The organism is Pararoseomonas baculiformis, from assembly GCF_017813395.1.
In the GTDB taxonomy this organism is placed as follows: Bacteria; Pseudomonadota; Alphaproteobacteria; order Acetobacterales; family Acetobacteraceae; genus Roseomonas; species Roseomonas baculiformis.
Window position 1 is genome coordinate 375,607 of sequence record NZ_JAGIZB010000001.1, and the last position, 23,059, is coordinate 398,665.

The 23,059-nt window shown below is 70.3% G+C and carries 21 protein-coding genes; 7 read left to right on the plus strand and 14 right to left on the minus strand.

Annotated features, from left to right (window positions below):
- Positions 1-224 precede the first annotated feature (224 nt).
- The 6 genes from ahcY to J8J14_RS01715 all read right to left on the minus strand — a co-directional run bounded on the left by ahcY (position 225) and on the right by J8J14_RS01715 (position 5,967).
- Positions 225-1,640 carry an adenosylhomocysteinase gene (gene ahcY, locus J8J14_RS01690; RefSeq protein WP_209377661.1) on the minus strand — a complete coding sequence of 472 codons (1,416 nt, stop codon included), beginning with the start codon at positions 1,638-1,640 and terminating at the stop codon, positions 225-227.
- 94 nt (positions 1,641-1,734) lie between these two features.
- Entirely contained in the window at positions 1,735-3,585 is a 1,851-nt protein-coding gene (gene ptsP, locus J8J14_RS01695; RefSeq protein WP_209377662.1) for a phosphoenolpyruvate--protein phosphotransferase, read from the minus strand.
- A 109-nt stretch (positions 3,586-3,694) separates the two neighbouring features.
- Entirely contained in the window at positions 3,695-4,018 is a 324-nt protein-coding gene (locus tag J8J14_RS01700; protein ID WP_245215243.1) for an HPr family phosphocarrier protein, read from the minus strand.
- On the minus strand, positions 4,015-4,461 hold the full coding sequence (locus J8J14_RS01705; protein ID WP_209377663.1) for a PTS sugar transporter subunit IIA: 447 nt from the start codon (positions 4,459-4,461) through the stop codon (positions 4,015-4,017). Before J8J14_RS01705 ends, J8J14_RS01700 begins: the two co-directional genes overlap by 4 nt.
- A 106-nt stretch (positions 4,462-4,567) precedes the next feature.
- A complete protein-coding gene (gene rapZ / locus J8J14_RS01710; RefSeq protein ID WP_342452363.1) occupies positions 4,568-5,476 on the minus strand; it encodes an RNase adapter RapZ in 909 nt (302 codons plus the stop codon).
- A gap of 35 nt (positions 5,477-5,511) precedes the next feature.
- Complete coding sequence (locus tag J8J14_RS01715) at positions 5,512-5,967, minus strand: HPr kinase/phosphorylase (RefSeq protein WP_209377664.1); 456 nt, start codon at positions 5,965-5,967, stop codon at positions 5,512-5,514.
- Positions 5,968-6,091: 124 nt separating this feature from the next.
- On the opposite strand from J8J14_RS01715, the gene J8J14_RS01720 reads away from it, so the two are divergent.
- Positions 6,092-7,060 carry a threonine/serine dehydratase gene (locus J8J14_RS01720; protein WP_245215244.1) on the plus strand — a complete coding sequence of 323 codons (969 nt, stop codon included), beginning with the start codon at positions 6,092-6,094 and terminating at the stop codon, positions 7,058-7,060.
- Positions 7,061-7,125: 65 nt separating this feature from the next.
- Here J8J14_RS01720 and J8J14_RS01725 read toward each other — a convergent pair whose 3' ends face one another.
- Both J8J14_RS01725 and J8J14_RS01730 read right to left on the minus strand, forming a co-directional pair.
- Entirely contained in the window at positions 7,126-8,121 is a 996-nt protein-coding gene (locus J8J14_RS01725; RefSeq protein ID WP_209377665.1) for a P1 family peptidase, read from the minus strand.
- A 30-nt stretch (positions 8,122-8,151) separates the two neighbouring features.
- Positions 8,152-8,844: a DUF1028 domain-containing protein gene (locus tag J8J14_RS01730; RefSeq protein ID WP_209377666.1), complete on the minus strand. Its 693-nt coding sequence runs from the start codon at positions 8,842-8,844 to the stop codon at positions 8,152-8,154.
- 125 nt (positions 8,845-8,969) lie between these two features.
- Here J8J14_RS01730 and J8J14_RS01735 point away from each other — a divergent pair, with 125 nt between their 5' ends.
- On the plus strand, positions 8,970-11,069 hold the full coding sequence (locus tag J8J14_RS01735; protein WP_209377667.1) for a YjbH domain-containing protein: 2,100 nt from the start codon (positions 8,970-8,972) through the stop codon (positions 11,067-11,069).
- Between the two features lie 3 nt (positions 11,070-11,072).
- Here J8J14_RS01735 and J8J14_RS01740 read toward each other — a convergent pair whose 3' ends face one another.
- The 5 genes from J8J14_RS01740 to J8J14_RS01760 form a co-directional block, all read right to left on the minus strand.
- Positions 11,073-12,056, minus strand: a complete 984-nt coding sequence (locus tag J8J14_RS01740) for a Bug family tripartite tricarboxylate transporter substrate binding protein (protein WP_209377668.1) — start codon at positions 12,054-12,056, stop codon at positions 11,073-11,075.
- A 33-nt stretch (positions 12,057-12,089) separates the two neighbouring features.
- The gene (locus J8J14_RS01745) at positions 12,090-12,911 is read right to left on the minus strand and encodes a sugar phosphate isomerase/epimerase family protein (RefSeq protein ID WP_245215245.1); all 822 of its coding nucleotides are present in this window, start codon (positions 12,909-12,911) and stop codon (positions 12,090-12,092) included.
- Complete coding sequence (locus tag J8J14_RS01750) at positions 12,908-14,068, minus strand: dihydrodipicolinate synthase family protein (RefSeq protein WP_209377669.1); 1,161 nt, start codon at positions 14,066-14,068, stop codon at positions 12,908-12,910. Before J8J14_RS01750 ends, J8J14_RS01745 begins: the two co-directional genes overlap by 4 nt.
- Position 14,069: 1 nt before the next feature.
- Positions 14,070-15,224 (minus strand): Gfo/Idh/MocA family protein, encoded by a 1,155-nt coding sequence (locus J8J14_RS01755; protein WP_209377670.1) that lies wholly within the window; start codon positions 15,222-15,224, stop codon positions 14,070-14,072.
- A gap of 69 nt (positions 15,225-15,293) precedes the next feature.
- Positions 15,294-15,935 carry a TetR family transcriptional regulator gene (locus tag J8J14_RS01760; protein ID WP_209377671.1) on the minus strand — a complete coding sequence of 214 codons (642 nt, stop codon included), beginning with the start codon at positions 15,933-15,935 and terminating at the stop codon, positions 15,294-15,296.
- Between the two features lie 436 nt (positions 15,936-16,371).
- Here J8J14_RS01760 and J8J14_RS01765 point away from each other — a divergent pair, with 436 nt between their 5' ends.
- Positions 16,372-17,343, plus strand: coding sequence for an SMP-30/gluconolactonase/LRE family protein (locus J8J14_RS01765; RefSeq protein ID WP_209377672.1), 972 nt, complete (start codon positions 16,372-16,374; stop codon positions 17,341-17,343).
- A 51-nt stretch (positions 17,344-17,394) separates the two neighbouring features.
- Here J8J14_RS01765 and glpK read toward each other — a convergent pair whose 3' ends face one another.
- A complete protein-coding gene (gene glpK, locus J8J14_RS01770) occupies positions 17,395-18,924 on the minus strand; it encodes a glycerol kinase GlpK (RefSeq protein WP_245215246.1) in 1,530 nt (509 codons plus the stop codon).
- Here glpK and J8J14_RS01775 point away from each other — a divergent pair.
- From J8J14_RS01775 to J8J14_RS01790, 4 genes are all read left to right on the plus strand, one after another.
- Complete coding sequence (locus J8J14_RS01775; RefSeq protein WP_209377673.1) at positions 18,923-19,621, plus strand: glutathione S-transferase family protein; 699 nt, start codon at positions 18,923-18,925, stop codon at positions 19,619-19,621. The two genes, glpK and J8J14_RS01775, sit on opposite strands and share 2 nt — an antisense overlap.
- Before the next feature lie 5 nt (positions 19,622-19,626).
- The gene (locus J8J14_RS01780) at positions 19,627-20,556 is read left to right on the plus strand and encodes an AEC family transporter (protein WP_209377674.1); all 930 of its coding nucleotides are present in this window, start codon (positions 19,627-19,629) and stop codon (positions 20,554-20,556) included.
- A 113-nt stretch (positions 20,557-20,669) separates the two neighbouring features.
- Positions 20,670-21,650, plus strand: a complete 981-nt coding sequence (locus tag J8J14_RS01785; RefSeq protein ID WP_209377675.1) for a Bug family tripartite tricarboxylate transporter substrate binding protein — start codon at positions 20,670-20,672, stop codon at positions 21,648-21,650.
- Between the two features lie 138 nt (positions 21,651-21,788).
- Entirely contained in the window at positions 21,789-22,829 is a 1,041-nt protein-coding gene (locus J8J14_RS01790; protein ID WP_245215247.1) for a class I SAM-dependent methyltransferase, read from the plus strand.
- Positions 22,830-23,059: the final 230 nt, after the last annotated feature.

Consider the following 23,059-nt stretch of genomic DNA (forward strand, 5'->3'; position numbering starts at 1 on the left):
GGGCGCCGGGGCGGCGCTGGCGGATCGGTCGGCAGATGCGCGCGGCATGGTCTTCCCGAGCAAGAGTTGATGCAGCGGGGAAACACTACACGGCAACGCCTTGGTTTGTGGGCCACAGTTGTGGCCAAAATGCAAAAGGACGGCCCGATGGGCCGCCCCGTTGCACCGCTCCGTTGCACGGCGGGAAAGCGGGTGCCCCTCCTGCCCGGAGGGGCGTTGGCGCCTCAGTAGCGGTACTGCTCGGCCTTGAAGGGGCCCTGCTGCGGCACGCCGATATAGTCGGCCTGCTGCCGGGAGAGCTTCGTCAGCTTCGCGCCCACCTTCTCCAGGTGCAGGAAGGCCACCTTCTCATCCAGGTGCTTCGGCAGGGTGTAGACCTGCTTCCCGTAGGCCGAGCCATTGGTCCACAGCTCGATCTGCGCCAGCGTCTGGTTGGTGAAGGAGGCGGACATCACGAAGGAGGGATGGCCCGTGGCATTGCCCAGGTTCACCAGCCGGCCTTCGGAGAGCAGCGTGATCTTCTTGCCGTCGGGGAAGCGGATCTCGTCCACCTGCGGCTTGATGTTCGTCCACTGCAGGTTGCGCAGCGCCGAAACCTGGATCTCGCTGTCGAAGTGACCGATGTTGCAGACCACGGCGCGGTTCTTCATGGCGCGCATGTGGTCGATGGTGATGATGTCCACATTTCCCGTGGCGGTGACGAAGATGTCGGCCTGCGGCGCGGCATCCTCCATCGTCACCACCTCATAGCCCTCCATCGCCGCCTGCAGCGCGCAGATCGGGTCGATCTCCGTCACCATCACGCGGCAGCCCGCGTTGCGGAGCGAGGCGGCGGAGCCCTTGCCGACATCGCCGAAGCCGGCGACGCAGGCGACCTTGCCGGCCATCATCAGGTCCGTGCCGCGGCGGATGGCATCCACCAGCGACTCGCGGCAGCCATAGAGGTTGTCGAACTTCGACTTGGTGACGCTGTCATTCACGTTGATGGCGGGGAAGAGCAGCTTGCCCTCCTTCGCCATGGCGTAGAGGCGGTGCACGCCCGTCGTCGTCTCCTCCGACACGCCCTTGATGGAAGCGGCGAGCTTCGCGAACCAGCCCGGCTTCTCGCTCAGCAGCTTCTTGATGAGGGCGAAGAAGACGGTCTCTTCCTCATTGGTGGCCTTGTCGAGGAAGGCGGTGTCGCCCTGCTCGGCGCGCAGGCCGTAATGCACCAGCAGCGTCATGTCGCCGCCATCGTCCAGCAGCAGGTTCGGCTCGCCGCCATCGGCCCATTCCAGGGTCCGCTGCACGTAGTGCCAGTAATCCTCCAGCGTCTCGCCCTTCACCGCGAAGACCGGGGTGCCGGTGGCCGCGATGGCGGCGGCGGCATGGTCCTGGGTGGAGAAGATGTTGCACGAGGACCAGCGCACATCGGCGCCAAGCGCCTTCAGCGTCTCGATCAGCACGGCGGTCTGGATGGTCATGTGCAGGCAGCCGGCGATGCGGGCGCCCTTCAGCGGCTGGCTGTTGCCGTACTCACGGCGCGTCGCCATCAGGCCGGGCATCTCGTCCTCGGCCATCTCGATCTCCTTGCGGCCCCACTGGGCGAGGGAGAGATCGGCAACGACGTAGTCGGTCTTGGGGGGGAGGGTATCGGGCATGAGGGGTCGCTCTCCGGAGGTGGGGAGGCGCGTATCACGCAAAGGCGACCCGGGAAAAGGGGCCAAATGATATCAAGATATCTTTATGTGCCCGCTACGTGCTCCGCTCTCCCGGAACGAACCCCATCACCAGTTCCTGGATCCGCTTGGGGTCGCTCTGCTCCATCACCCGCCGGGCGAAGCGGGCGCAGTCATCGATGTTGAGCGCGCGCACCATCTGCTTCACCCGCGGGATGGCGCTGGCATTCATGGAAAGGCTGCGCAGGCCGAGGCCCATGAGCAGCGGCACCAGCCGGGGATTGCCCGCCATCTCCCCGCAGACCGAAACCGGCATCCGCAGCCGCAGCGCGGCCTCGGTAGCGAACTGGATCAGGCGCAGCACGGCGGGATGCAGCGGGTCATAGAGGTGGGAAACCTCCACCTCCGCCCGGTCCACCGCCAGGGTGTACATGGCCAGGTCATTGGTGCCGATGGCGAAGAAATCCGCCTCCAGCGCGATGGCATCGGCCGCCAGGGCGGCTCCGGGCGTCTCGATCATCGCGCCCAGCACCGGCAGCTTCTCGGGCAGGGTCACGCCGCGGCGGCGCACGCGCTTGACCACGCGCTCATAGATCTCCCGCGCCTCGCGCACCTCCTCGGGGATGGTGACCATCGGCAGGAGAACCCGCACCGGTCCTAGGGCGGCCACGCGCAGGATGGCGGCGAACTGCACCTCCAGCAGCTCCGGCCGGCGCAGCAGCATGCGGATGCCGCGCAGGCCCAGCGCGGGATTCGGGCCGGCATGGAAGGGTTCCACCCCTTCGGCCAGCGCCTCCATGTCCTTCTCGCCGCCCCAGTCCAGCACGCGGATGGTCACGCCCGCGCCATCCGTGCCCTCCACGATCTGGCGGTACGCCTCGTAATGGGCTTCCTCGTCGGGCAGGCCCTTACGGTTCATAAAGAGGAACTCGGTGCGCAGCAGCCCGATGCCCTGGGCGCCGGCCTGGGCGATCAGGGGCAGCTCCGCTGGAATCTCCAGATTGGCCTGGAGCTCCATCTCCTCCCCATCGGTCGTGACCGAGGGCAGGCGGCGCAGCTTGCCGAGGCGGGTGCGCTCCTTCGCATAGGCGGCGATCGCCTCCCGCCCCGTGGCCAGCGCCTCCCGGCCCGGGCGGATCACGATGGTGCCGGCCCCGCCATCCAGCACGGCCTCGTCACCGCGCGCCGTGGCATTGGTCAGGCCGGGCAGGCCGAGCACGCTGGGAATGCCCAGGGCGCGCAGCATGATGGCCGTGTGGCCATCCGCCCCGCCCTCCTCCGTCGCCACACCGGCGATGCGGGAGGGATCGAGCAGCGCCGCATCCGCCGGCGTCAGCTCCTCCGCGATCAGGATCGAGCCCTCGGGCACGTCCTTGAAGGAGCGGAAGCCGGACTCCGTCAGGTTGCGCGTCAGCCGCCGCGCGATCTCATGCACCTCGCCCGCGCGGCGGCGCAGCCCGGCCTTGTCATCGTCCTTGGCGGCCAGGATGGCATTGGCGATCGCCTCCGCCTCATCCTGCACAGCGGTTTCCGCCGAAAGCAGCTCGGCCTCGATGCGCTTGCGGGCGCCGCGGATCAGCCGGCTCTCGCCCAGCATCATCACATAGGCGTCCAGCAGCGGCTCCAGCTCCTCCTGCGCTTCCTCGGGCAGGATGGCGAGGCGGGCCTTCAGCTTGCCCACCTGCTTGCGGGAGGCGGAGACGGCTTCCGCCAGGCGGGCGCGCTCGGCCTCCACCTGGCCGGCGGTGATGTTGCGGCGCGGCGCCGCGGCCGGCGCCGCATCCGTGTCGAAGACCGGCCCGATGGCGACGCCGGAGGAGATGGGGATCCCCTTGATCACCAGCTCGCGCGCGCGGCGTCCCGTCTTGCGCGTCTCGGCCTGCTTGCCGTCCGCGGCGCGGGGTGTGCCGGGCGCCTCCGTCTTCATCAATCTGCTCCTGCCGACCGCCTGGGCGGGTTCTCAGCCCTGCCGCTGGGTCGGGTGACTGCCTCGAATTCCGACTTCCTCCCCGGGCCAGGACCCGGGGCGGCCATTCTCAATCCTCGTGGAACCCAGCCTCGATGAGGGCAGCCACTTCGTCCAGCGCCTCGCGCGCATCCCATCCCTCGGCCTCGAGGATGACGGTGGAGCCCTTGCCGGCCCCCAGCATCATCAGTCCCATGATCGAGCAGGCGGGCACGGTCTGGCCGTCATGGGTCACGCTCAGGGCGGAGCAGTGCTTCTCGGCCAGGGTCACCAGCTTCGCGGCGGCGCGGGCATGCAGGCCGCGCTGGTTGCGGATCAGGATGCTCTTTCGCAGCGGCATGGGGGCGCCCTCCCGCTTCTCTGCCATGGTGGCCGGCGCGGTATTCTCGCTCATCGCTTCGCTCCCCCGTTCGCGGTGCCGTCTCCGCGCAGCTCGCCGGCGGTGGCCATGTATTTCCGCCCCGCATTCACCGCATGGCTGACGGCTTCCGCCAGCGGCTCGGTCCCCCGCAAACGTGCCAGCTTCACCAGCAGCGGCAGGTTCACCCCCGCCACCACCTCCACCTGCCGGCCGCAGCAATTCTCGGGCGCGCAGGTCTTGATGGAAGCGGCGAGGTTGGAGGGGGTGCCGCCGAACATGTCGGTCAGCACCACCACCCCGTCTCCCTGGTCCACCTCGGCCACGGCCTCACGGATATCCCCGCGCCGGCCCTCCAGGTCATCCTCGGGGCCGATGCAGATCGTCGAGACATGCTTCTGGGGCCCCATGACATGCTCCATGGCGAGGCGGAGTTCCTCGGCCAGGCGCCCATGGGTGACGATGACGAATCCGATCATCGGTGATCCGGAGTAGCCGCCCGCGCAGGGCGGGGCTGGGCCATTTGGCTGTCAGGGGGGGTGGTCTGGGCCGCCTGCGGGGCGGCCGGCATTGTTTCGGTCATGCTCAGGGGCTGATATGGGGTGCGGCGGCGGCCGGTTTGAGTCGGGCGCCGTGAAAGGCCTCACGAAGGCCGAGCTCCCGGTGCAGCAGCTCCACGGGCCAGCCGCTCCGGGCGAAATGCCGGGCCAGGCGCTCGGCAGCCAGGACGGAGCGATGCTTCCCGCCCGTGCAGCCAAGCGCCACGGTCAGGTACTTCTTGCCGCCCGCCTCATAGGCCGGCAAGAGCGGGTCCAGCAGCGCCGTCATGCGCCCCCAGAATGGGCCCCACTCGGGATCCTCCTCGATATAGGCGGCCACCGGGGCGTCCCGCCCTGTCATGGGGCGGAGCTGCGGGTCGTAATGCGGGTTCCGCAGGAAGCGCAGGTCCAGCACCAGATCCGCCTCCCGCGGCAGGCCTTGCGGGTAGCCAAAGGACTGAACCGTCACGGAGAGGCCGGCAAGCCCGGCCGGGCCGTAGCGGCGCTCGATCATCCGGCGCAGCTCGGGCAGGGGCAGGCCGGAGGTGTCGATCACCCAGTCCGCCGCCGCGCGCAGCGGGGCCAGGGCCGCCTCCTCCCGCGCGATGCCATCGCCGACCCCGGCGCCCGGCACCCCCGCCGGGGCCAGGGGATGGCGGCGGCGCGTCTCGGAGTAGCGGCGCAGCAGCACCTCCTCGGAGGCATCCACGAAGATCAGTTCCGGCGCGGCGCCGCCGCGGGCACGCAACGCGTCCAGCCCGGACAGCAGCACATGGGCGTCGAAGCCGCGCGTGCGCGTATCCATGCCGATCGCGAGCGGGCCGCCCCCAGGGCCCGCCATCAGCTCGCCCAGCATGGCAAGCGGCGGGTTGTCCACGGTCTCGTGCCCCAGATCCTCCAGCACACGCAGCACGGAGGACTTGCCGGCGCCCGAAAGCCCGGTGACCACGAGCACCGCGCGCGGCGCGGGCGACGAGGCGAACGGGGCGCTCAGGGCGCGCGCTCCAGCGCGCCGGCGTGGCAGGTGATGCGGCCGGCAAGGGCGTCCAGCGCCAGGGCGAGCTTGCGGGGAGCGGAGGCATCGGGCGCGTGCAGCGCGATGCGCGGCAGGGCATGGCCCAGCGCCTCGAAACGAGCCGGCACGGGCAGGCGGGGCACCTCTTCCCGCGCGACGCAATCCACTGCGAGCACCAGCGGCGCGTCCTCCGCGGCTTCCAGCCCGGCCATGAGGCCGATCCCGCGCAACTCGATCATGCCGCGCAGCGCGGAAGGGGCCGTGGCGCGCAGCGCCTCCCCCTCACGGCGGAGCAGAACCTGGTCATCGGCCACGAGCCGCCATCCCTCCCCCGTAAGGCGGAGGAGGAGGTCGGACTTCCCGGCGCCCGGCGGTCCGAGCAGAAGAACCCCCGCGCCGTCCCGTTCGGCACAACTGCCGTGTTGCAGCATGGCTGGATCGTGACACCCCCGACAGGCGGCCGAACGTGGCAGAAATCGGGCGGGGGCGGAAGCGGGGAGAGTCCGGCGCGTCGTTTTCGTGAGAACACGTCTTTAAAACAGGACCGCGGCGGGCATGGACAGGCGCGCCTCGCTGGCTCATCCCGGCGGCATGATCACGCGCCCGCATATCGAAGAAGCCGCCCGCCGCATCGCGCCCCATATCCGGCACACGCCCGTGCTGCAGCTGCCCGTCCAGGCGCTCGGCACGCCCTGCGACGTGGTGCTGAAGCTCGAGCAGATGCAGGTCAGCGGTTCCTTCAAGGCGCGCGGCGCCTTCAACGCCCTGCTCCAGTCCCGTGCGGGCGAGGCGGGCGTGATCGCTGCCTCGGGCGGCAATCACGGCGCAGCGGTGGCGCATGCCGCGGGTGCGCTGGGCATCCGGGCCGAGATCTATGTTCCCGCCATCTCCGCCCCATCGAAGGTGGCGCGGATCCGCGAGGCCGGCGCGGTGGTGGTGCAGGGTGGCGCCACCTATGCCGAGGCCTTCGCCGCCAGCGAGGCACGCCGCGCGGAAACCGGGGCCGTCTCCGTCCATGCCTATGATCAGGAGGAGGTCCTCGCCGGGCAGGGGACGGTGGGGCGCGAGTTCGAGGCCGATTCGCCGGGCCTGACCCATCTGCTGGTGGCGGTGGGCGGCGGCGGGCTGATCGGCGGCATCTCCGCCTGGTTCGCCGGCACGGCCATGCGGGTGGTGGCCGTGGAGCCGGAGGGCTGCCCCACCCTGCACGACGCCCTGCGCGCGGGCGGGCCGGTGGACGCGCCCGTGGGCGGCCTGGCGGCGGACAGCCTTGGCGCACGCCGCGTCGGGTCGCTGATGTACCCGATCGCACGCGATGTGATCCGCGATGCCGTGCTGGTTCCGGACGCGGCAATCCGCGAGGCACAGCAACGCCTCTGGACCGCCTGCCGCGCGGTGGCGGAGCCCGGCGGCGCCACCGCCCTGGCCGCGCTGCTCTCGGGCGCATGGGTGCCGCCGGAAGGGGCGCGGGTTGGCGTGCTGGTCTGCGGGGGGAATTGCGATCCGGGATCCGTCGTGGGCTGACAGGGCGCGCCGGGCCGCGGAACGGCGTCACGCATGGCCAAGGGGAAGGGCTTTCCGCCCCTTCCCTATCCGAGTTCCGATGCGGCGGGCGGGCCGGGCTCCATGCCACGTGCGGCGCGCACGCCGCGCAGCACCGCCGCCGCGACCACATGCGGCACGATGGCGCCCAGGGCCATCATGTTTCCCGGCACCCCGCTCCTTCCCGTCGCCAGGGCGAAGAGGGTGTCGCCATCATGCAGGGTGTGGATCGGGTCGATGCTGCGGGCCAGCCCGTCATGCGCCGCGCCGGCCAGGCGCCGGCATTGCGCCTTGGTCAGCACGGCATCGGTCGCCACCACGCCGATGGTCGTGGCCATGCCCGGCTGCATGCGAGGCGGCAGCTCCCCGCGCAGGACGCCGGCCATGGCGCCGATGGGCCGGCGTCCTTCCGGGTCCCGCGCGCCGGCCACGATCTCCCCCGTATCGGGATCCAGGACGTCGCCCACCGCGTTCACTGCCACGATCGCCCCGAGTGTGATGCCGCCGATCCTCATTGATGCCGTGCCGATCCCGCCCTTCATCGCGCGCTCCTGGCCGAAGAGCTTGCCCACGGTGGCGCCCGTGCCTGCGCCCACGCTGCCCATGGCGGGCGGCATCGCCGAGGCCGCCTCGCAGGCGGCGTAGCCGGCGGCCGCATCGGGGCGGATGCGATGATCGCCCAGGGACAGGTCGAACAGCACGGCCGCCGGTACGATGGGCACGCAGGCCGGGCCTGCCTGGAAGCCGATCCCCCTCTCCTCCAGCCAGCGCATCACGCCGCCCGCCGCATCCAGCCCGAAGGCGGAGCCGCCGGAGAGCAGGACCGCATGCACCTTGTCGACGAGGTTCGCGGGATCGAGCAGATCCGTCTCTCGCGTGCCCGGCGCCGCGCCGCGCACATCCACCCCGGCCGTGGCCCCTTCCTCTGCCAGGACCACGGTGCAGCCGGTCGGGCGGCGCGTCTCGGTGAAATGGCCGACGCGGATGCCCGGAACATCGGTGATGGCGCCATCCATCGGCGCACGGGCGATATCCCGCGCCATGCCTCCTCCTTCCCCGTCGGGCGCGGCGCCTTACCTGGCGTGCCGGGCCAGCGTGACGGAACCGGCGGCGCCGCCCCGTGCCTGATCCGGATCAGTGGCGCGCAGCACGAATTCGTCGATCTTGGGCGCGTAGTCGCGCCATAGCCCCGCCAGCTCGCCGATAGGATCGGCGGCGCGATCCACGCGCAGGTCGGCCAGGGCGAAGTCGTGCTCCCCATGCAGCTCCAGCACGGCCGAGATCACCGGGCCATGCTCGCCACCCGCCTCCTCACCCGCGCGCAGGGCGGCGACCAGCCGGTCACCCAGCGGCGCATCCGGATCGGCCTCGAAGGCGCGCACCATGGCGGCGGGCACGGCGGTGCTGGAGAGGATGTTGCCGATGGCAACGCAATCCCGGCCATGGGCATCGGCACGCTCCGCCTTCACCCGCGCGCCATGGTGATGCGCGGTGCGGCCCCGCGCATCCAGCGCGGCCAGCTGGCGCCATCCTTCATGCGGGGTGGAGGCCACCAGGGCCGCGACCGTTTCCGCCGCCCCGCACCCGCTGCGCAACAGCGCCACGCCGCGCGGCCCCAGCCGTGGATCGGTGCGGTGCTGGGTCAGCACCGCTCCCACCCCGGCCGCGATATGCTGGATCCGCGCCCCGACCCCAATATCCGAGGTGGCGCCGGCCGCGCCGATCTGGCCGGTACGCGCGCAGCGCCCGAGAAGCGAGAAGGTCATGGCGCGATCCTGGGATCGGTCCTGGCCGGTGTCCATCCCGCGGGAAAAGCGTGGGCGGACGGCTTGCCTTTCGCGGGAAGCCGTGCCCAATAACCTCACGAAATCGTGAGTTACCCTGCCCTGCCATGAAGCGCGCCGCGTGGCTCGCCCTGTTGCTGCTCCTTGCCTCGCCTGGGCATGCGGAGGAGGTGCCGGCCACGGGGGGCGATTTTGGCGGGATCGGGCTGCTGGAAACCCGCAACGCCCGCTTCCGCGAGGATGGGACGCTGGAGGCGGGCGGCACATGGCGCCGGCAGCGCCGGTTCTGGTTCGTCAATTTCCAGCCCCTGCCCTTCCTGGAAACCACCTTCCGCCTGACCGAGCGCCTGAACGCCACCGCGGGCCGCGGCAGCACGACCGACCGCGCCCTGGATCTGAAGCTGCGGCTGCTGGAGGAAGGGCGCTGGACCCCTGCCCTGGCCATCGGGCTGCAGGACGTGATCGGCACGGGAATCCACGCGGGCGAGTACCTGGTGGCATCGCGCCGCTGGGGGCCGCTGGACGTCTCGCTGGGCCTCGGCTTCGGCAGGTTGGGCACGCGGGGCGACTTCGCGAACCCGCTCACCCACCTCTCGGACGCGTTCCGGACCCGCCCGCGTGAGGTGGGAAGCGGCGGCACGCTGCGCGCGGACTTCTTCCGGGGCGAAGAGGTGGCCGTTTTCGGCGGGGCCGAATACGCGGTGCCTTCCATGGACACGCCCTGGGGCGCGCTGGACGGGCTGCGCGCCAGGATCGAGTGGTCCGGCGATGCGCTGCGGGACGAGCGCGGCGGCTACCCCGCGCGGCGCGGCCCCCTGCTGGGGCGGGCGCGCAGCCCGGTGAATCTCGGGCTGCAATGGTCCGGCGAGCACATCGATGCCTCCATCGGCTTCGTGCATGGCACGGATCTGCTCGCCCGGCTCTCGTTGCGCATGGATCCGGCGAATCCGCCTTCCGCCCCGCCCCTGCGGCCCCTGCCACCCATGCCCGCCCGGCGCGGCGGCGGCGATCCCGATGAGCGTGCACGGGCCGCCTTCGCCGCGTTGCGGGGGGCTGGCCTGCGCCCGCTGGCCTATGAGGAGCGCGGGGCGGAGGCGCGGATCGCCGTGGCCGATGGCGGCTTCCGCGGCCTGCCCCAGCTCTCCTCCCGCGTGATGCGGGCGGTGAACGGCATCCTGCCGCCGGAGGTGGAGGCGATCCGCCTTTCCTGGTGGCAGGCCGGGGCGGAGATGGGCGCCCTGATGGTGCCGCGCCGCGCGCTGGAGGCAGTGGCCACGCCCTGGGGCAGCGTGGAGGAAGCCTGGGGCGCCACCACCCTGTTCCCCGCGCGCGGCCCGCTGCCGCCCGATGCCTTCACCGAGCCCGGCCCCCATGCGGAATGGCTGCTGGAGCCCCGGCTGAACCTGCAGCTCGGCGATCCCTCCCGCACTCTGCGCTACCAGGGCGCGGTGGCGCTGGGCGGGCGGGTGGATTTCGGGGAGGGCTTCAGCGCCGCCGGTGCAGTGCAGCAGGCGCTGTTCGGCAATCTGGAGCGCGGCCTTCCCTCGGACAGCGTGCTGCCGCGCGTGCGGAGCGACTATGCCGCCTATGCGCGGGACGGGAAGACCTCGATCCCGGGCCTCTATGGCGAGCGGGTCTGGAATCTCGCGCCGGATGTCTTCGCCCGTGCCACGGCGGGGCTGCTGGAGCCGATGTTCGGCGGCGTCTCCTCCGAGCTGCTGTGGCGCCCGGTGGATCGCGGCTTCGCCCTCGGCCTGGACCTGAACCTCGTGCAGCAGCGGGCGACGGATGGGCTGTTCGGCTTCCGCGGCTATGGCGTGGCCACGGGGCATGTCTCGCTCTACGCGGAACTGCCCGTCTGGAATCTCTACGGCATCCTGCGCGCCGGGCGCTATCTGGCGGGGGATTGGGGCGGCACGGTTGAGATCGGGCGCCGCTTCGACAGCGGCATCGAGGTGGGCGGCTTCGCCACCTTCACCAATGTTCCCTTCGCGCGCTTCGGCGAGGGATCCTTCGACAAGGGCATCTATCTGCGCGTGCCGCTGAACCTGTTCGGCGCGGATTCGCGCGGGCATGGCACGGCGCTGATCCGGCCCGTGCAGCGCGATGGCGGGCAGCGCCTGGCCGTGGACAATCCGCTCTGGGAGGTGACGCGCGCCGGGCGGGAGGATGCCGTCCGGCGCGCGATCGGGGGATATGCGCGATAGGCGCTAGTTCACCGTGATCCTGGCGTCCCGCACCACGCGGCCCCAGGTCTCCACCTCCTGCGCTATCTTCCGCTGCAGCTCCTCCGGGGAGGAGGAGACGGCATCCGCACCGGCGGCCTTCAGGCGCTCCTGGATCTTCGGATCGGCCAGCGCCTCGTTCAGCACGGCGTTCAGCCGCGCGACCACCGGGGCGGGCGTGCCGGCGGGCGCCATCACCGCGCCCCAGGAGGTCGCCTCCGCGTCCGGAAGGCCGATCTCCTTCATAGTGGGCACATCCGGCAGCTGGGAGGTGCGGCGCGGCCCGGTGGTGGCCAGGGCCCGCACGCGCCCGCCCTGGATCTGCCCGATGGCGGAGGGAAGCTGGTCCAGCATGAACTGCACATTGCCCGCCACCAGGTCGTTCAACGCCGGGGCGCTGCCGCGATAGGGCACATGCGTCACATCCACCTTCGCCGCGGCGCGGAACAGCTCCGCGACCATATGGGTGGAGGAACCGGAGCCCGCCGAGCCGAAGCTCGCCTTGCCCGGGTTCTCACGCAGCCAGCTCAGGAATTCCTGCGCCGTGCGGGCCGGCACCTTGTCGCTCACGATCAGCACATGATCGGTGGCGAAGGCCATGCCGACAGGCGCGAGATCCTTCACGGGGTCGAAGCCCATGCTGCCATAGAGATGCTGGTTGATGGTCAGCGTGCCCGTGGTGCCCATCAGGATCACGGTTCCATCGGCGGGGGAACGCACCACGTTCTCCACCCCGATATTGCCGCCGGAGCCCGCACGGTTCTCGACGACGATAGGCTGGCCAAGCCGTTCGCCCATGCGTTCGGCCAGCACGCGCGCCACCACATCCGTGGCGCCGCCGGCCGCGAAGGGTATGACGAAGCGGATCGGCCGCGTGGGCGTCCAGCCCTGCGCGAAAGCAGGAACGGCGGCGGGCGCCGCGGCCAGGGCCACGGCGCCGCCGAGAAGCGAGCGTCGGTTCATGTTCATTCTTGTGTTTCCCTCCGTGTTCTTCATCCGGTGTCAGCAGGCGGTGGCGTGTCTCCGCTTGATCTCCTGCAGCACCTCATCCGGATCGGCGGCCCACCAGCGGCGGGAAAGGATCTCCACCTCCGTATGGCCGCGATATCCCTGAGCTTCGACCATCGCGCGGATGCCGGGAATGTCGATCGCGCCCTCGCCCGGCAGCCCACGATCAAAAACCGTGTCGGTGGTGGGAACGAGCCAGTCGCAGACATGGAACGCCGCGATACGCCCGCCCGCGCGCGCGACCTGCTCCCGCAGCGCCGGATCCCACCAGACATGATAGACATCCAGCGCCACCCCGCTGCCCTCGCCCAACTCGTCGCAGAGATCGAGCGCCTGGGCAGTGGTGGAGAGCACGCTGCGATCCGCGCAGGTCATGGGATGCAGCGGCTCCAGCGCGATGGTCACGCCGGCCGCGCGCGCATCCGCCATGATGGCGTGGAGCCCATCCCGCACCATGGCGCGGGCGCCTTCCAGATCCTTCGATCCCGGCGGCAGCCCGCCACAGACCATGACCAGGCAGGCGGCGCCGATCGCATGGGCTTCCTCGATGGCGCGGCGGTTGTCATCGATCGCGGCTGCACGCCCGGCTTCATCCGCGGCCGGGAACATGCCGCCGCGGCAGAGACCGGACACGGAAAGCCCCGCATCCCGGATGGCGCGCGCCGCCTGCTGCACGCCCATGGCCTGCAGCACGTCGCGCCAGGGGGAAATGCCGGGGATGCCGTGGCGCGCGCATCCCTCGATGCATTCGCGCAGTCCCCAGCGCTCCTTCACCGTGACGGTGTTGAGGCTGAGGGGACCCGGGGCGCCCATCATGCCACCCCGTGCACGGCCAGCAGCGCCTTCATCCGCGTCACCGCCCGGTCCGGATCGGAGAGCAGCCCCGCCTTGTCGGCCAGCCGGAACAGCTCGGCGAAGTGCTGGATGGAGCGTGTGGATTGCTGCCCGCCCACCATCACGAAATGGTCCTGGTGCCCGTTCAGCCAGGCCATGAACACCACGCCCGTCTTGTAGAAGCGCGTGGGCGCCTTGAAGATGTGGCGGGAGAGCGGAACCGTCGGCGCCAGGATCTCGTGGAAGGTGGAGAGGTCGTTGCGCGAGAGTGCCGCCAGCGCCCCGCCCACCGCCGGGGCGATCGGATCGAAAATGCCGAGCAGAGCGTCCGAATGCCCTTCGGCATCGCCCGCGATCAGCTCGGCGTAGTTGAAGTCGTCGCCCGTGTACATGCGCACGCCCTTGGGCAGGCGGCGCCGCATGGAGACTTCCTTCTGGTCGTCCAGCAACGAGATCTTCACGCCATCGACCTTGTCGGCATGGCTGGCGATGACCTCCAGCGCCACCTCCATGGCCTTCATGTGATCCTGGTGGCCCCAGTAGCCCTCCAGCGCCGGGTCGAACATCTCCCCGAGCCAGTGGATGATCACCGGTTCCTTCACGCCGGAGAGCACGCGGTCATAGACCCGCACATAGTCCTCCGGCGAGCTGGCGGCCTTGGCCAGCGCGCGGGAGGCCATGAGGATGATGCGGCCGCCCATTCCCTCCACCGCCTCGCACTGCTCCTCATAGGCGCGGATGACGTCGTCCACCGTCACGTCAGGGCCGGGTGCCAGGTGGTCCGTGCCGGCGCCGCTGGCCATGAAGGCGTTGGGAAAGTCCTTCGCGGCGTCCAGGGAGCGCCGGATCAGCTCCTGCGCCCCGTTCCAGTCCAGCCCCATGCCGCGCTGCGCCGTGTCCATCGCTTCCGCCACGCCCAGGCCGAGCGACCAGAGATGGCGGCGGAAGGCGATGGTGCGGTCCCAGTCGATCCTCACATCCAGCCAGGGGTCGTGCTCGGCCAGCGGATCGGCCACCACATGCGCGGCGGCATAGGCGATGCGCGGATAGGGCGGCTTCGCCACGGCGAACTTGCCGGGGGCGCCGGTGGTGTAGCTCTCCAGCGCGCCCGATGCGGTGGGCAGGGTGATGGTGGCCATGTCAGGCCTCCAGCTTCGGAAGGTCGATCCAGCGGCGCTCCGCCCAGGACTTCAGCCCGGCCTCGGCCAGCTGCACGCCCTTGGCGCCGGCCATCAGGTCCCAGGGATAGTCGGCGCGCTCGCCCACCACATATTTCAGGAACTCCTCCCACTGGACGCGGAAGCCGTTCGGATAGGGCTGGGTGTCCGGCACCTTCTGCCAGCCCTCGAAGAAGTTGATGGTCTGCGGCACATCCGGGTTCCACACCGGCTTGGGCGTGTTCACGCGGCTCTGCGTCCAGCAATCCGTCAGGCCGCAGACGGCGGAACCATGCGTGCCGTCCACATGGAAGGTGACGAGGTCGTCGCGCCTGACACGCGTGGTCCAGGAGGAGTTGATCTGCGCGACGATGCCGCCTTCCAGTTCGAAGGTGGCGTAGGCCGCGTCATCCGTATCGGCATTGTAGGGCTTGCCCTGCTCGTCGTAGCGGACAGGGATATGCGTGGCGCCAAGGCAGGAGACGGACTTCGTCTCTCCGAAGGTGTTGTCCAGCACGTAGCGCCAGTGGCAGAGCATATCGAGGATGATGCCGCCGCCCTCGTTCTTCTTGTAGTTCCAGCTCGGGCGCTGGGTGGGCTGTAGGTCGCCCTCGAAGACCCAGTAGCCGAACTCGCCGCGCACACTCAGGATCTTCCCGAGGAAGCCGCTGTCGATCACCATTTTCATCTTGCGCAGCCCGGGCAGGAACAGCTTGTCCTGAACCACGCCATGCTTGATGCCGGCGGCCTTGGCCACGCGCACCAGCTCCAACGCGTCCTCCAGGTTCTCGGCGGTCGGCTTCTCGCAATAGATGTGCTTGCCGGCGCCGATCGCCTTCCGGATCAGCTCGGCCCGCATCTGCGTGGTGGCGGCGTCGAAGAAGATCGTGTCGTCCGGATTGGCCAGGCAGGCCTCCAGGTCGGTGCTCACCCGGTCGATGCCATGCGCCTTGGCCAGCGCCTCCAGCTTTTCCTTGTTGCGGCCGACGATCACCGGGTCCGGCATGATCCGGTCCCCGTTCGGCAGGGCAACGCCTCCTTCCTTCCGGATGGCCGCGATGGAGCGGATGAGGTGCTGGTTCATTCCCATCCGGCCGGTCACGCCATGCATGATCAGGCCGATACGCCGCTGCGCCATTCGCGCGATCCTCCCCGGACATCGTTTAGGTAACTGCGCGGTTACCTAAGCGCGGCCGGGTTGGTGAAGTCAAGGGCGAAGCCAGCCGAGCACCACCTCCACCGAATGCGCCTCCCGCGCCTCGATCGCCGCCTCCGCGTCCAGCCCCGCCCCGAAGATCGCGGAGAGGGTATGCATGTTCGATATGTAGAAGTGGCCAAGGGAAACCACGGTGATATAGGCCTGCATGGGATCCACGCCCTGCCGGAACACTCCTTCGGCCGCACCGCGCCGCAGCACCTCGCGCAGCGTTTCCAGAAGCGGGGAATAAAGGGCGGGCACGCTCTCGCTCCGCGCAAGGTAGGCGGCGCGGTGCAGGTTCTCCTGGTTCAGCAGGGCCACGAATTCCGGGTGGCGGGCAGTGTAGCGCAGGTTGAAGCGCACCAGCCGGGCCATGGCCTCGGCGGGCGGCAGGTCATGCACCTGCAGCGCCCTTTCCTCGGTGCGCTTATGCGCATAGGCGGTTTCCAGCACCGCCACCCACAGATCCTCCTTGTTGCCGAAATAGGCGTAGAGCATCCGCTTGTTGGCACCGGCCCGCGCCGCGATCTCGTCCACCCGCGCCCCGGCCAGGCCATGGGTGGCGAATTCCGTCAGCGCGGCATCCAGGATGCGCTGGCGCGTGGCCTCGGCGCGGGGGCTTTGCGGGATGGTGCGGGCGGGGGCGTCCATGATGCCCTCCAATGAACCCGAAAAGACCGGGGGGCGGTATTCCCCCTGTCATCGGGATTCCGTGCGTACCAGCCAGTGTTCCGAAGCGAACGAAGTTCCGGGGCGGGCCTGCCGGACGTTTTCCGGGCAGCCGCACCCCACCGGCCCGGACCGGCCGGCGCCAACGCCAAATGAAAAGCTGCCCCGGATGGCCGGAGCAGCTTCCATTCTTCACGGCGCGAGGGTGCCGCCTGTCGGGCGGGCGCCCCGCGGCTGCCGATTCCTGCGGCGCGGCGTCAGCCCAGAACGCCGAACAGCCAGAGCAGGATGATGATGGGGATGGGAATGCCGATGAGCCACAGCAGGATACCACGCATCGCCTTGTCTCCATGATGTCTCGTGGCTCTGCAACGTGAGGGGCTTGCGGGAGGTTGCGCGACAGACCAGCCTTCGCAGCATGGACATCCCGCCGCCGCATTCTCCCCATGACAACGAGGCTCCCTGGGTTCCCTCCGCCCGCTATCCTGACCCGCGGCTGCGGGATCTCGATCCTTCCTTCGCCCGTTACCGCCTGATGAACGGCCCCGTGCAGAAGCTGGCCGGCGGCACGCGTTGGGGCGAAGGCCCGGTGTGGTTCGGCGACCACCGCTGCCTCATCTGGTCCGACGTGCCGGGCGACCGCATGCTGCGCTATGACGAGGCGAGCGGCGCCACCACCATCTTCCGTTCTCCGTCGAACAATGCGAACGGCAACTACCGGGACCGCGAGGGGCGGCTCGTCACCTGCGAGCACCTGACGCGCCGCGTCACCCGCACCGAGCATGACGGCCGCATCACCACGATCGCCGACCGCTTCGAAGGCAAGCGCCTCAACTCCCCCAACGACCTCGTGGTGAAGTCCGACGGCACGATCTGGTTCACCGACCCCGCCTTCGGCATCCTGAGCGACAACGAGGGCGAGCGCGCCGAGCAGGAACTGCCGCAGAACGTCTATCGCGTGGATCCCGCGCGCGGCACGATCGAGCTGGCGGCCGACGGTATCGAGGGCCCGAATGGCCTGGCTTTCAGCCCGGACGAAGCCATTCTCTACATCGTCGAGAGCCGCACCAATCCGCGCAAGATCCTCGCCTATGACGTGGACGGAAACGGCCGCCTTTCCAAGCGCCGCGACTTCATCACCGCCGAGCCCGGCGGCACGCCGGACGGCTTCCGCGTGGATGAGGACGGCAATCTCTGGTGCGGCTGGGGCATGGGCAATGCCGAGCAGGATGGCGTGCGCGTGTTCAACAAGGCGGGCGCCCCGATCGGCCATATCGACCTGCCGGAGCGCGCGGCCAATCTCTGCTTCGGCGGGGTGAAGAAGAACCGGCTCTTCATCACCGGGGCAAGGTCGCTCTACGCGGTGTATCTGAACGCCAAGGGGATCTGAGGGGCCCGCCAGGGTCCGGGTGGAAGCGGTGCTTCCCCCCGGAATGCGCGATCAGCCCAGAACGCGTCCCACCGCCGCGCGCCAGGCCTCGTGCCGCCGATTCGCCTCCACCGCCGGCATGTCCGGCTCGAAGCGCACGCGGCGGCGCCAATGGGTGGCGTTGTCGCCGGGCGGCGGCAGGAGCCCGGCCTGGAGGCCCGCCAGATAGGCAGCGCCCAGCGCCGTGGTCTCGGCCACGGCCGGCACGTCCACCGGGCATTGCAGCGCATCCGCCAGGAAGCGCATCGTCCAGTCGCTGGCGGTCATGCCGCCATCCACGCGCAGCACGGTCTCGCCCATGCCGGGCCAGTCCGCGCGCATGGCGTCCAGCAGGTCGCGGGTCTGCCAGGCCACGCTTTCCAGCGCGGCACGGGCGATCTCGGCGGCGCCTGCCCCGCGGGTGAGGCCCAGGATCGCGCCGCGGGCCCCGGCATCCCAGTGCGGCGCGCCCAGCCCGGTGAAGGCGGGCACCATCACCACTCCCGAATCCGGGTCGGCGCGGGCGGCCAGCTCCCCGGCCTCGGCGGCGCTGTGGATGATGCCCAGCCCGTCCCGCAGCCATTGCACGGCGGCGCCGGCGACGAAGATCGCCCCTTCCAGCGCATAGGTGCGGGCCCCGCCGATCTGCCAGGCCACGGTGGTGAGCAGCCGGTGGCTGGAGCGCACGGGCGTATCGCCCGTGTTCAGCAGCATGAAGCAGCCGGTGCCATAGGTGGATTTCGCCATGCCGGGCCGGAAGCAGGCCTGGCCCAGCGTGGCCGCCTGCTGGTCCCCCGCCATGCCGCGGATCGGAATGGCGGCGCCGAACAGCGCGGGATCGGTCGTGCCGAACTCCGCCGCGCAATCCCGCAGCTCCGGCAGCAGGGCACGGGGGATGTCCAGGGCCCGCAGGATCTCCTCGTCCCACTCGCCCCGGCGAATGTCGTAGAGCATGGTGCGGGCGGCATTGGTGGCCTCGGTCGCATGCACGCGCCCGCCGGTGAGGTGCCAGAGCAGGAAGCTGTCCACCGTGCCGAAGGCCAGCTCTCCCCGTTCCGCGCGGGCCCGCAGCCCCGGAATCTCCTCCAGCATCCAGATCAGCTTTGTGGCGGAGAAATACGGATCGGCCAGCAGCCCGGTGCGCTCGGTCAGCAGTGTCTCCAGCCCCTCGGCCCGCAGGCGCTCGCAGATCCCGGCGCTGCGCCGGTCCTGCCAGACGATGGCGCGGTGCACCGCGCGGCCCGTGGCCCGGTCCCAGACCAAGGTCGTCTCGCGCTGGTTGGTGATTCCGATTCCGGCGATCCCCGCCGCCTCCGCCCCGCCCCGCTCCATCGCGCCGCGCAGGCAGGCGATGGAATGGGCCACCAGGTCCTCCGCCGCATGCTCCACCCGGCCGGGCGCGGGGAAGTGCTGGGGCAGTTCCACCTGATGCGCCGCGCGCGGATGCAGTGCCGCATCGAACAGGATGGCCCGGGTCGAGGTCGTGCCCTGGTCGAGCGCCAGCAACCCATCCGCACCCATGCGCTTCCCCCCGCGTGATTCCGGGCGCAGCATAGGTGCCATGGCCGTGATCCTCCATGACCTCTGCGGCGCCGATCCGAGCCGCCGCTTCTCCCCCTATTGCTGGCGGGTGCGCATGGCGCTCGCCCATAAGGGCATCCCGCACGAGACGCGCCCCTGGCGCTTCACCGAGAAGGACGCCATCGCCGATGCGGGCACGGACAAGGTGCCCGTGCTGCGCCACGGGGATCAGATGGTGCATGAGAGCTGGAGGATCCTCGAATATCTTGAGGACCACTGGCCCGGCGCACCCAGCCTGTTCGGCGGCGAAGGCGGGCGCGCCCTGGCCCGCTTCGTGAACACCTGGTCCGACGCGGTGATGATGCCGGGCCTGGTACGCCTGATCGTCTCCGACATCCCGGCCCATCTGGCGCCCGCGGATGCGGAGTATTTCATCCGCACGCGGGAGGCCCGCTTCGGCAAGCCGCTTTCCGAACTGACCGCGGACCGGGACCGCGCCGTGGAGGCCTTCCGGCGCGACCTTCACCCGCTGCGCATGGTGCTGCGCGAGCGGCCCTGGCTCTCCGGCCTCACGGCAGGCGCGGCGGACTACATCGTCTTCGGGCCGCTGCAATGGGCGCGCTGCGTCTCCGCCTTTCCCGTGCTGACGCCGGATGACCCCATTCATGCGTGGCGTGGCCGGCTGCTGGACGCCTTTGGCGGTCTGGCCCGCTCCGCACCGGCCGAGGACCAGACCTAACCCCAATGGGCCCCTGGCTGGACGCCTTCCTGCCCGCCTTCGGGATGATCGCGCTCGGCGCCTTCCTGAAGCGGCGGCTGCTGCGGGAGGATGCGGTCTGGGCGGGGATCGAGAAGCTGGTCTTCTGGGTCCTGCTGCCCTGTCTGCTCGCCTCCTCGATCAGCGCGGTGGATCTCGGCAGCCTGCCCGTGGGCGGGATGGCGGCGGCCCTCTGGATCACCCTGCTCATCGGCACCGGGGCCTCGCTGCTGCTGGCCCGGGGGTTCGGCCAGGCGCACCCGGCCGCCACCTCCGTGCTGCAGGCCGGGATTCGCTTCAACAACCTGCTGGGCTTCGCCATCGCAGGGGCGGTGTTCGGCATGGCGGGGAACGGGCTGGCGGCGGTGGCCACCGGGCTGATCGTTCCCTGCGTGCAGGTCATCATCACCTTCGTCTTCGCCATGGGCGGTGGGCGGGCACGGCCCAGGCCCCTGGCCATGCTGCGCCAGATGGCGCTGAACCCGCTCATCATCGGCTGCGCCGCGGGCTTCGCCATCTCGGCCCTGGGTGGGCTGCCCCCGGGGGTGGCGCCGCTGGCCCGCATCCTCGGCCAGGCATCGGTCGCGCTGGGCCTGCTGGCGGTGGGGGCCGCCCTGGGCGCGGAATCCGTTCGGGACAGGATCACGCTGCAGGGCGCCACCGCCGCCTGGAAGCTGCTGGCCATGCCGGCACTGACCCTCGCCTTCTGCACCCTGTTCGGGCTGGACGCGCTGCCCACGGCGATCGCCACCCTCTTCATGGCGCTGCCCACCGCCTCCACCGCCTATGTGATGGCGCGGATGATGGGCGGCGACGCGCCCATCATGGCGGCCATGACCACGCTCCAGCATCTGCTGGCCGTGGCCACCCTGCCGGTCTGGCTGCTCATCCTGCGGGCCATCCTGCCCCTGCCCTGATGCCGGGCCGGGAGGCCGCCATGGCCAGGGCGCGAAACGCCGCCTTGCCCGTGATTGGCGCGGCGGGGTCCCTGCCCCATGATGGGGGACCGATCCATTGGGGAAATCACCGAATGCTGACGCGACGCGGCCTCGCGCGCGGGGCCCTAGGCCTTGGCGCCGCCTCCTTCACCCCCTCCCTGGCGGGTGCGCAGGGCAATTGGCCGGAGCGTCCGCTGCGCCTGGTGATCGGCTATCCGCCGGGCGGCGCCTCGGACCTTTTCGGGCGGATGATCGCGGGGCAGGTCGGCCCGCGGCTCGGGCAGAATGTGGTGGTGGAAAACCGCCCCGGCGGCGGCGCCGTGGTGGCAAGCGAAGCCGTCGCCCGCGCGCCCGCCGATGGCTACACGCTGCTTCATGTCGACAACGGCATCCTCGTCTACAACCCCGCCCTCTATGCGCGCCTGCCCTATGACCCGGACAAGGACCTGGCCGGGGTGGGCTTCATCGGCCGTTTCCCGCTCTTCCTTGTGGTGCGGGCGGACAGCCCGATCACCGACCTGGCCGGCTATATCGCCGCCTCCAGGACGCGGGCGCCGACCTATGGCTCGCCCGCCGTCGCCTCCCCGCACCACCTGGCCATGGAGATGTTCAAGCGCCGCGCGGGATTCGACGCGACGCATGTGCCCTATCGCGGCGGCCCGGCAGCCATGCAGGACCTGCTGGCCGGCACGGTGGACAGCGTGATGATCGATTGCGCCACCGGCACCGCCTTCATCCGGGACGGAAAGGTGCGCGCCCTCTGCGTGCTGAGCGAGGCACGCTCCCCCACCAGCCCGGATGTGCCGACGACGCGGGAGCTCGGCCATGCCAATGCCATCGCCTATGGCTGGCAGGGCGTATCCGTGCCCGCCGGCACGCCGGCACCGGTGATCGCGCGGCTTTCGGCGGAGCTGGCGCGCGCCATTGCGTCCGACGAAATCCAGGCGCGCTTCACCACGCTGGGGATCGAGCGGGCCAACTACTCCCCGGCCGAGTTCGCCGCCTTCGTGCAGCGGGAGAATACGGAATGGCGCCCGCTGATCCGGGAACTGGGCATCCGGCTGGACAGCTGAACGAAACACCTGTGCGGAGCGTGATCCGCCGGGGCCGCGCCCCGGGGTGGCCACGCGCCGGGCAGCCCGTTAGGTAGCGTATCGGCCCGCCCCGCCCCCGTTGCGTGGCGGCTCAACCACCTTGGGAACCAGACGCCCTTGCTCAGTCGCTTCCGTTCCGTGGCGCGCGGCCTGCGACGCACCTCGCCCTTTCACATCCTGGGCAAGCTGCAATCGCTCGAGCTCGCCTCCCGCGCCGCCGAGCGCAACGCGGAGCTGGCGGGCTGGAACACGAAGGTGATGGGCTCCGCCCTCGCCAGCCGCCTCTACGAGGCCGGGCTGGCCGGCCACCTGGCTCCCCTGCCCCCCGAGCCTGTGGAAACCGGCTTCGGCGGCCGGCTCTGCCGGCAGGAGGATATCGAGAGCCACTGGCTCCGCCACTGGTGCGGGCAGATCGGCTTTATCCCCATGTACCACCGCAAGGTCTGGGAGGATTGCTACGCGCTGCAGGCGTTGCATGAGCGCGGCATGATGGCCCCGGGGCGCCGGGGCCTGGGCTTCGCGGTGGGCGCGGAATGGCTGCCGAGCTTCCTGGCCGCGCGGGGCGCCGAAATCCTGGCGACCGATATCGATGCCAACGACCTGCGCGCCCGGAACTGGATCGAGACCGACCAGCATGGCGGCCGGGTGGAAACCATCTTCAAGCCTGGGCTGATCGACCTCGACACCTTCAACGAGCGCGTCTCCATGCGCGCCGTGGACATGAACACCATCCCCGAGGACCTGCACGGGGGCTTCGACTTCCTCTGGTCCATCTGCTCGCTGGAGCATTGCGGCTCCATCCGGCAGGGCCTCGACTTCGTGGTGGAATCCATGAAGTGCCTGCGCCCCGGCGGGGTGGCGGTGCACACCACCGAGTTCAACATGAGCCCGACCGGCCCCACCCTTGAGGAAGGCGTCACCGTCCTCTTCCAGCGCCACCATATCGAGGAACTGGGCACGCGCCTGGCCCAGGCAGGGCACCGCATGCTGCCGATGGACTACGACACCGGCACGGGCATCCTGGACCAGTTCGTGGACCTGCCGCCCTATCCGGGCAATGATTCACCCCTGGCCATTCCGGAAGCGCCGCATCTGCGGCTTTCGATCCAGGGGCTGGTCTCCACCTCGATCGGCTTCATCATCGAGAAGGGCCGCTGACCCGGCGGTCCCGGCGGTTCCAGGAGTGGACTTGAGGCTTTTGGAATCCCGTCGGGCTGGCACGGATACGGTGGAACAGAGGTTCCCTGATTCCCGATCCTGCCCTGCAGGTGCCTCCGTTCATGGATCGGGGGCACAGAGCCAGCCGAACCGCTCCAACACGCAGAGACATAATGGGTCGAAGGCACCGCCTTCGAGGGTCCCGGAGAGAGGAAGACCGCACGCCGGGC

Excerpts from the sequence above, each read along its gene's own strand:
- ahcY (WP_209377661.1), bottom strand. The coding sequence starts at position 1,640 with ATGCCCGATACCCTCCCCCCCAAGACCGACTACGTCGTTGCCGATCTC.
- ptsP (WP_209377662.1), bottom strand. The coding sequence starts at position 3,585 with ATGAAGACGGAGGCGCCCGGCACACCCCGCGCCGCGGACGGCAAGCAG.
- J8J14_RS01700 (WP_245215243.1), bottom strand. The coding sequence starts at position 4,018 with ATGAGCGAGAATACCGCGCCGGCCACCATGGCAGAGAAGCGGGAGGGC.
- J8J14_RS01705 (WP_209377663.1), bottom strand. The coding sequence starts at position 4,461 with ATGATCGGATTCGTCATCGTCACCCATGGGCGCCTGGCCGAGGAACTC.
- J8J14_RS01715 (WP_209377664.1), bottom strand. The coding sequence starts at position 5,967 with ATGCTGCAACACGGCAGTTGTGCCGAACGGGACGGCGCGGGGGTTCTT.
- J8J14_RS01720 (WP_245215244.1), top strand. The coding sequence starts at position 6,092 with ATGGACAGGCGCGCCTCGCTGGCTCATCCCGGCGGCATGATCACGCGC.
- J8J14_RS01725 (WP_209377665.1), bottom strand. The coding sequence starts at position 8,121 with ATGGCGCGGGATATCGCCCGTGCGCCGATGGATGGCGCCATCACCGAT.
- J8J14_RS01730 (WP_209377666.1), bottom strand. The coding sequence starts at position 8,844 with ATGACCTTCTCGCTTCTCGGGCGCTGCGCGCGTACCGGCCAGATCGGC.
- J8J14_RS01735 (WP_209377667.1), top strand. The coding sequence starts at position 8,970 with ATGAAGCGCGCCGCGTGGCTCGCCCTGTTGCTGCTCCTTGCCTCGCCT.
- J8J14_RS01740 (WP_209377668.1), bottom strand. The coding sequence starts at position 12,056 with ATGAACATGAACCGACGCTCGCTTCTCGGCGGCGCCGTGGCCCTGGCC.
- J8J14_RS01745 (WP_245215245.1), bottom strand. The coding sequence starts at position 12,911 with ATGATGGGCGCCCCGGGTCCCCTCAGCCTCAACACCGTCACGGTGAAG.
- J8J14_RS01750 (WP_209377669.1), bottom strand. The coding sequence starts at position 14,068 with ATGGCCACCATCACCCTGCCCACCGCATCGGGCGCGCTGGAGAGCTAC.
- J8J14_RS01755 (WP_209377670.1), bottom strand. The coding sequence starts at position 15,224 with ATGGCGCAGCGGCGTATCGGCCTGATCATGCATGGCGTGACCGGCCGG.
- J8J14_RS01760 (WP_209377671.1), bottom strand. The coding sequence starts at position 15,935 with ATGGACGCCCCCGCCCGCACCATCCCGCAAAGCCCCCGCGCCGAGGCC.
- J8J14_RS01765 (WP_209377672.1), top strand. The coding sequence starts at position 16,372 with ATGGACATCCCGCCGCCGCATTCTCCCCATGACAACGAGGCTCCCTGG.
- J8J14_RS01775 (WP_209377673.1), top strand. The coding sequence starts at position 18,923 with ATGGCCGTGATCCTCCATGACCTCTGCGGCGCCGATCCGAGCCGCCGC.
- glpK (WP_245215246.1), bottom strand. The coding sequence starts at position 18,924 with ATGGCACCTATGCTGCGCCCGGAATCACGCGGGGGGAAGCGCATGGGT.
- J8J14_RS01780 (WP_209377674.1), top strand. The coding sequence starts at position 19,627 with ATGGGCCCCTGGCTGGACGCCTTCCTGCCCGCCTTCGGGATGATCGCG.
- J8J14_RS01785 (WP_209377675.1), top strand. The coding sequence starts at position 20,670 with ATGCTGACGCGACGCGGCCTCGCGCGCGGGGCCCTAGGCCTTGGCGCC.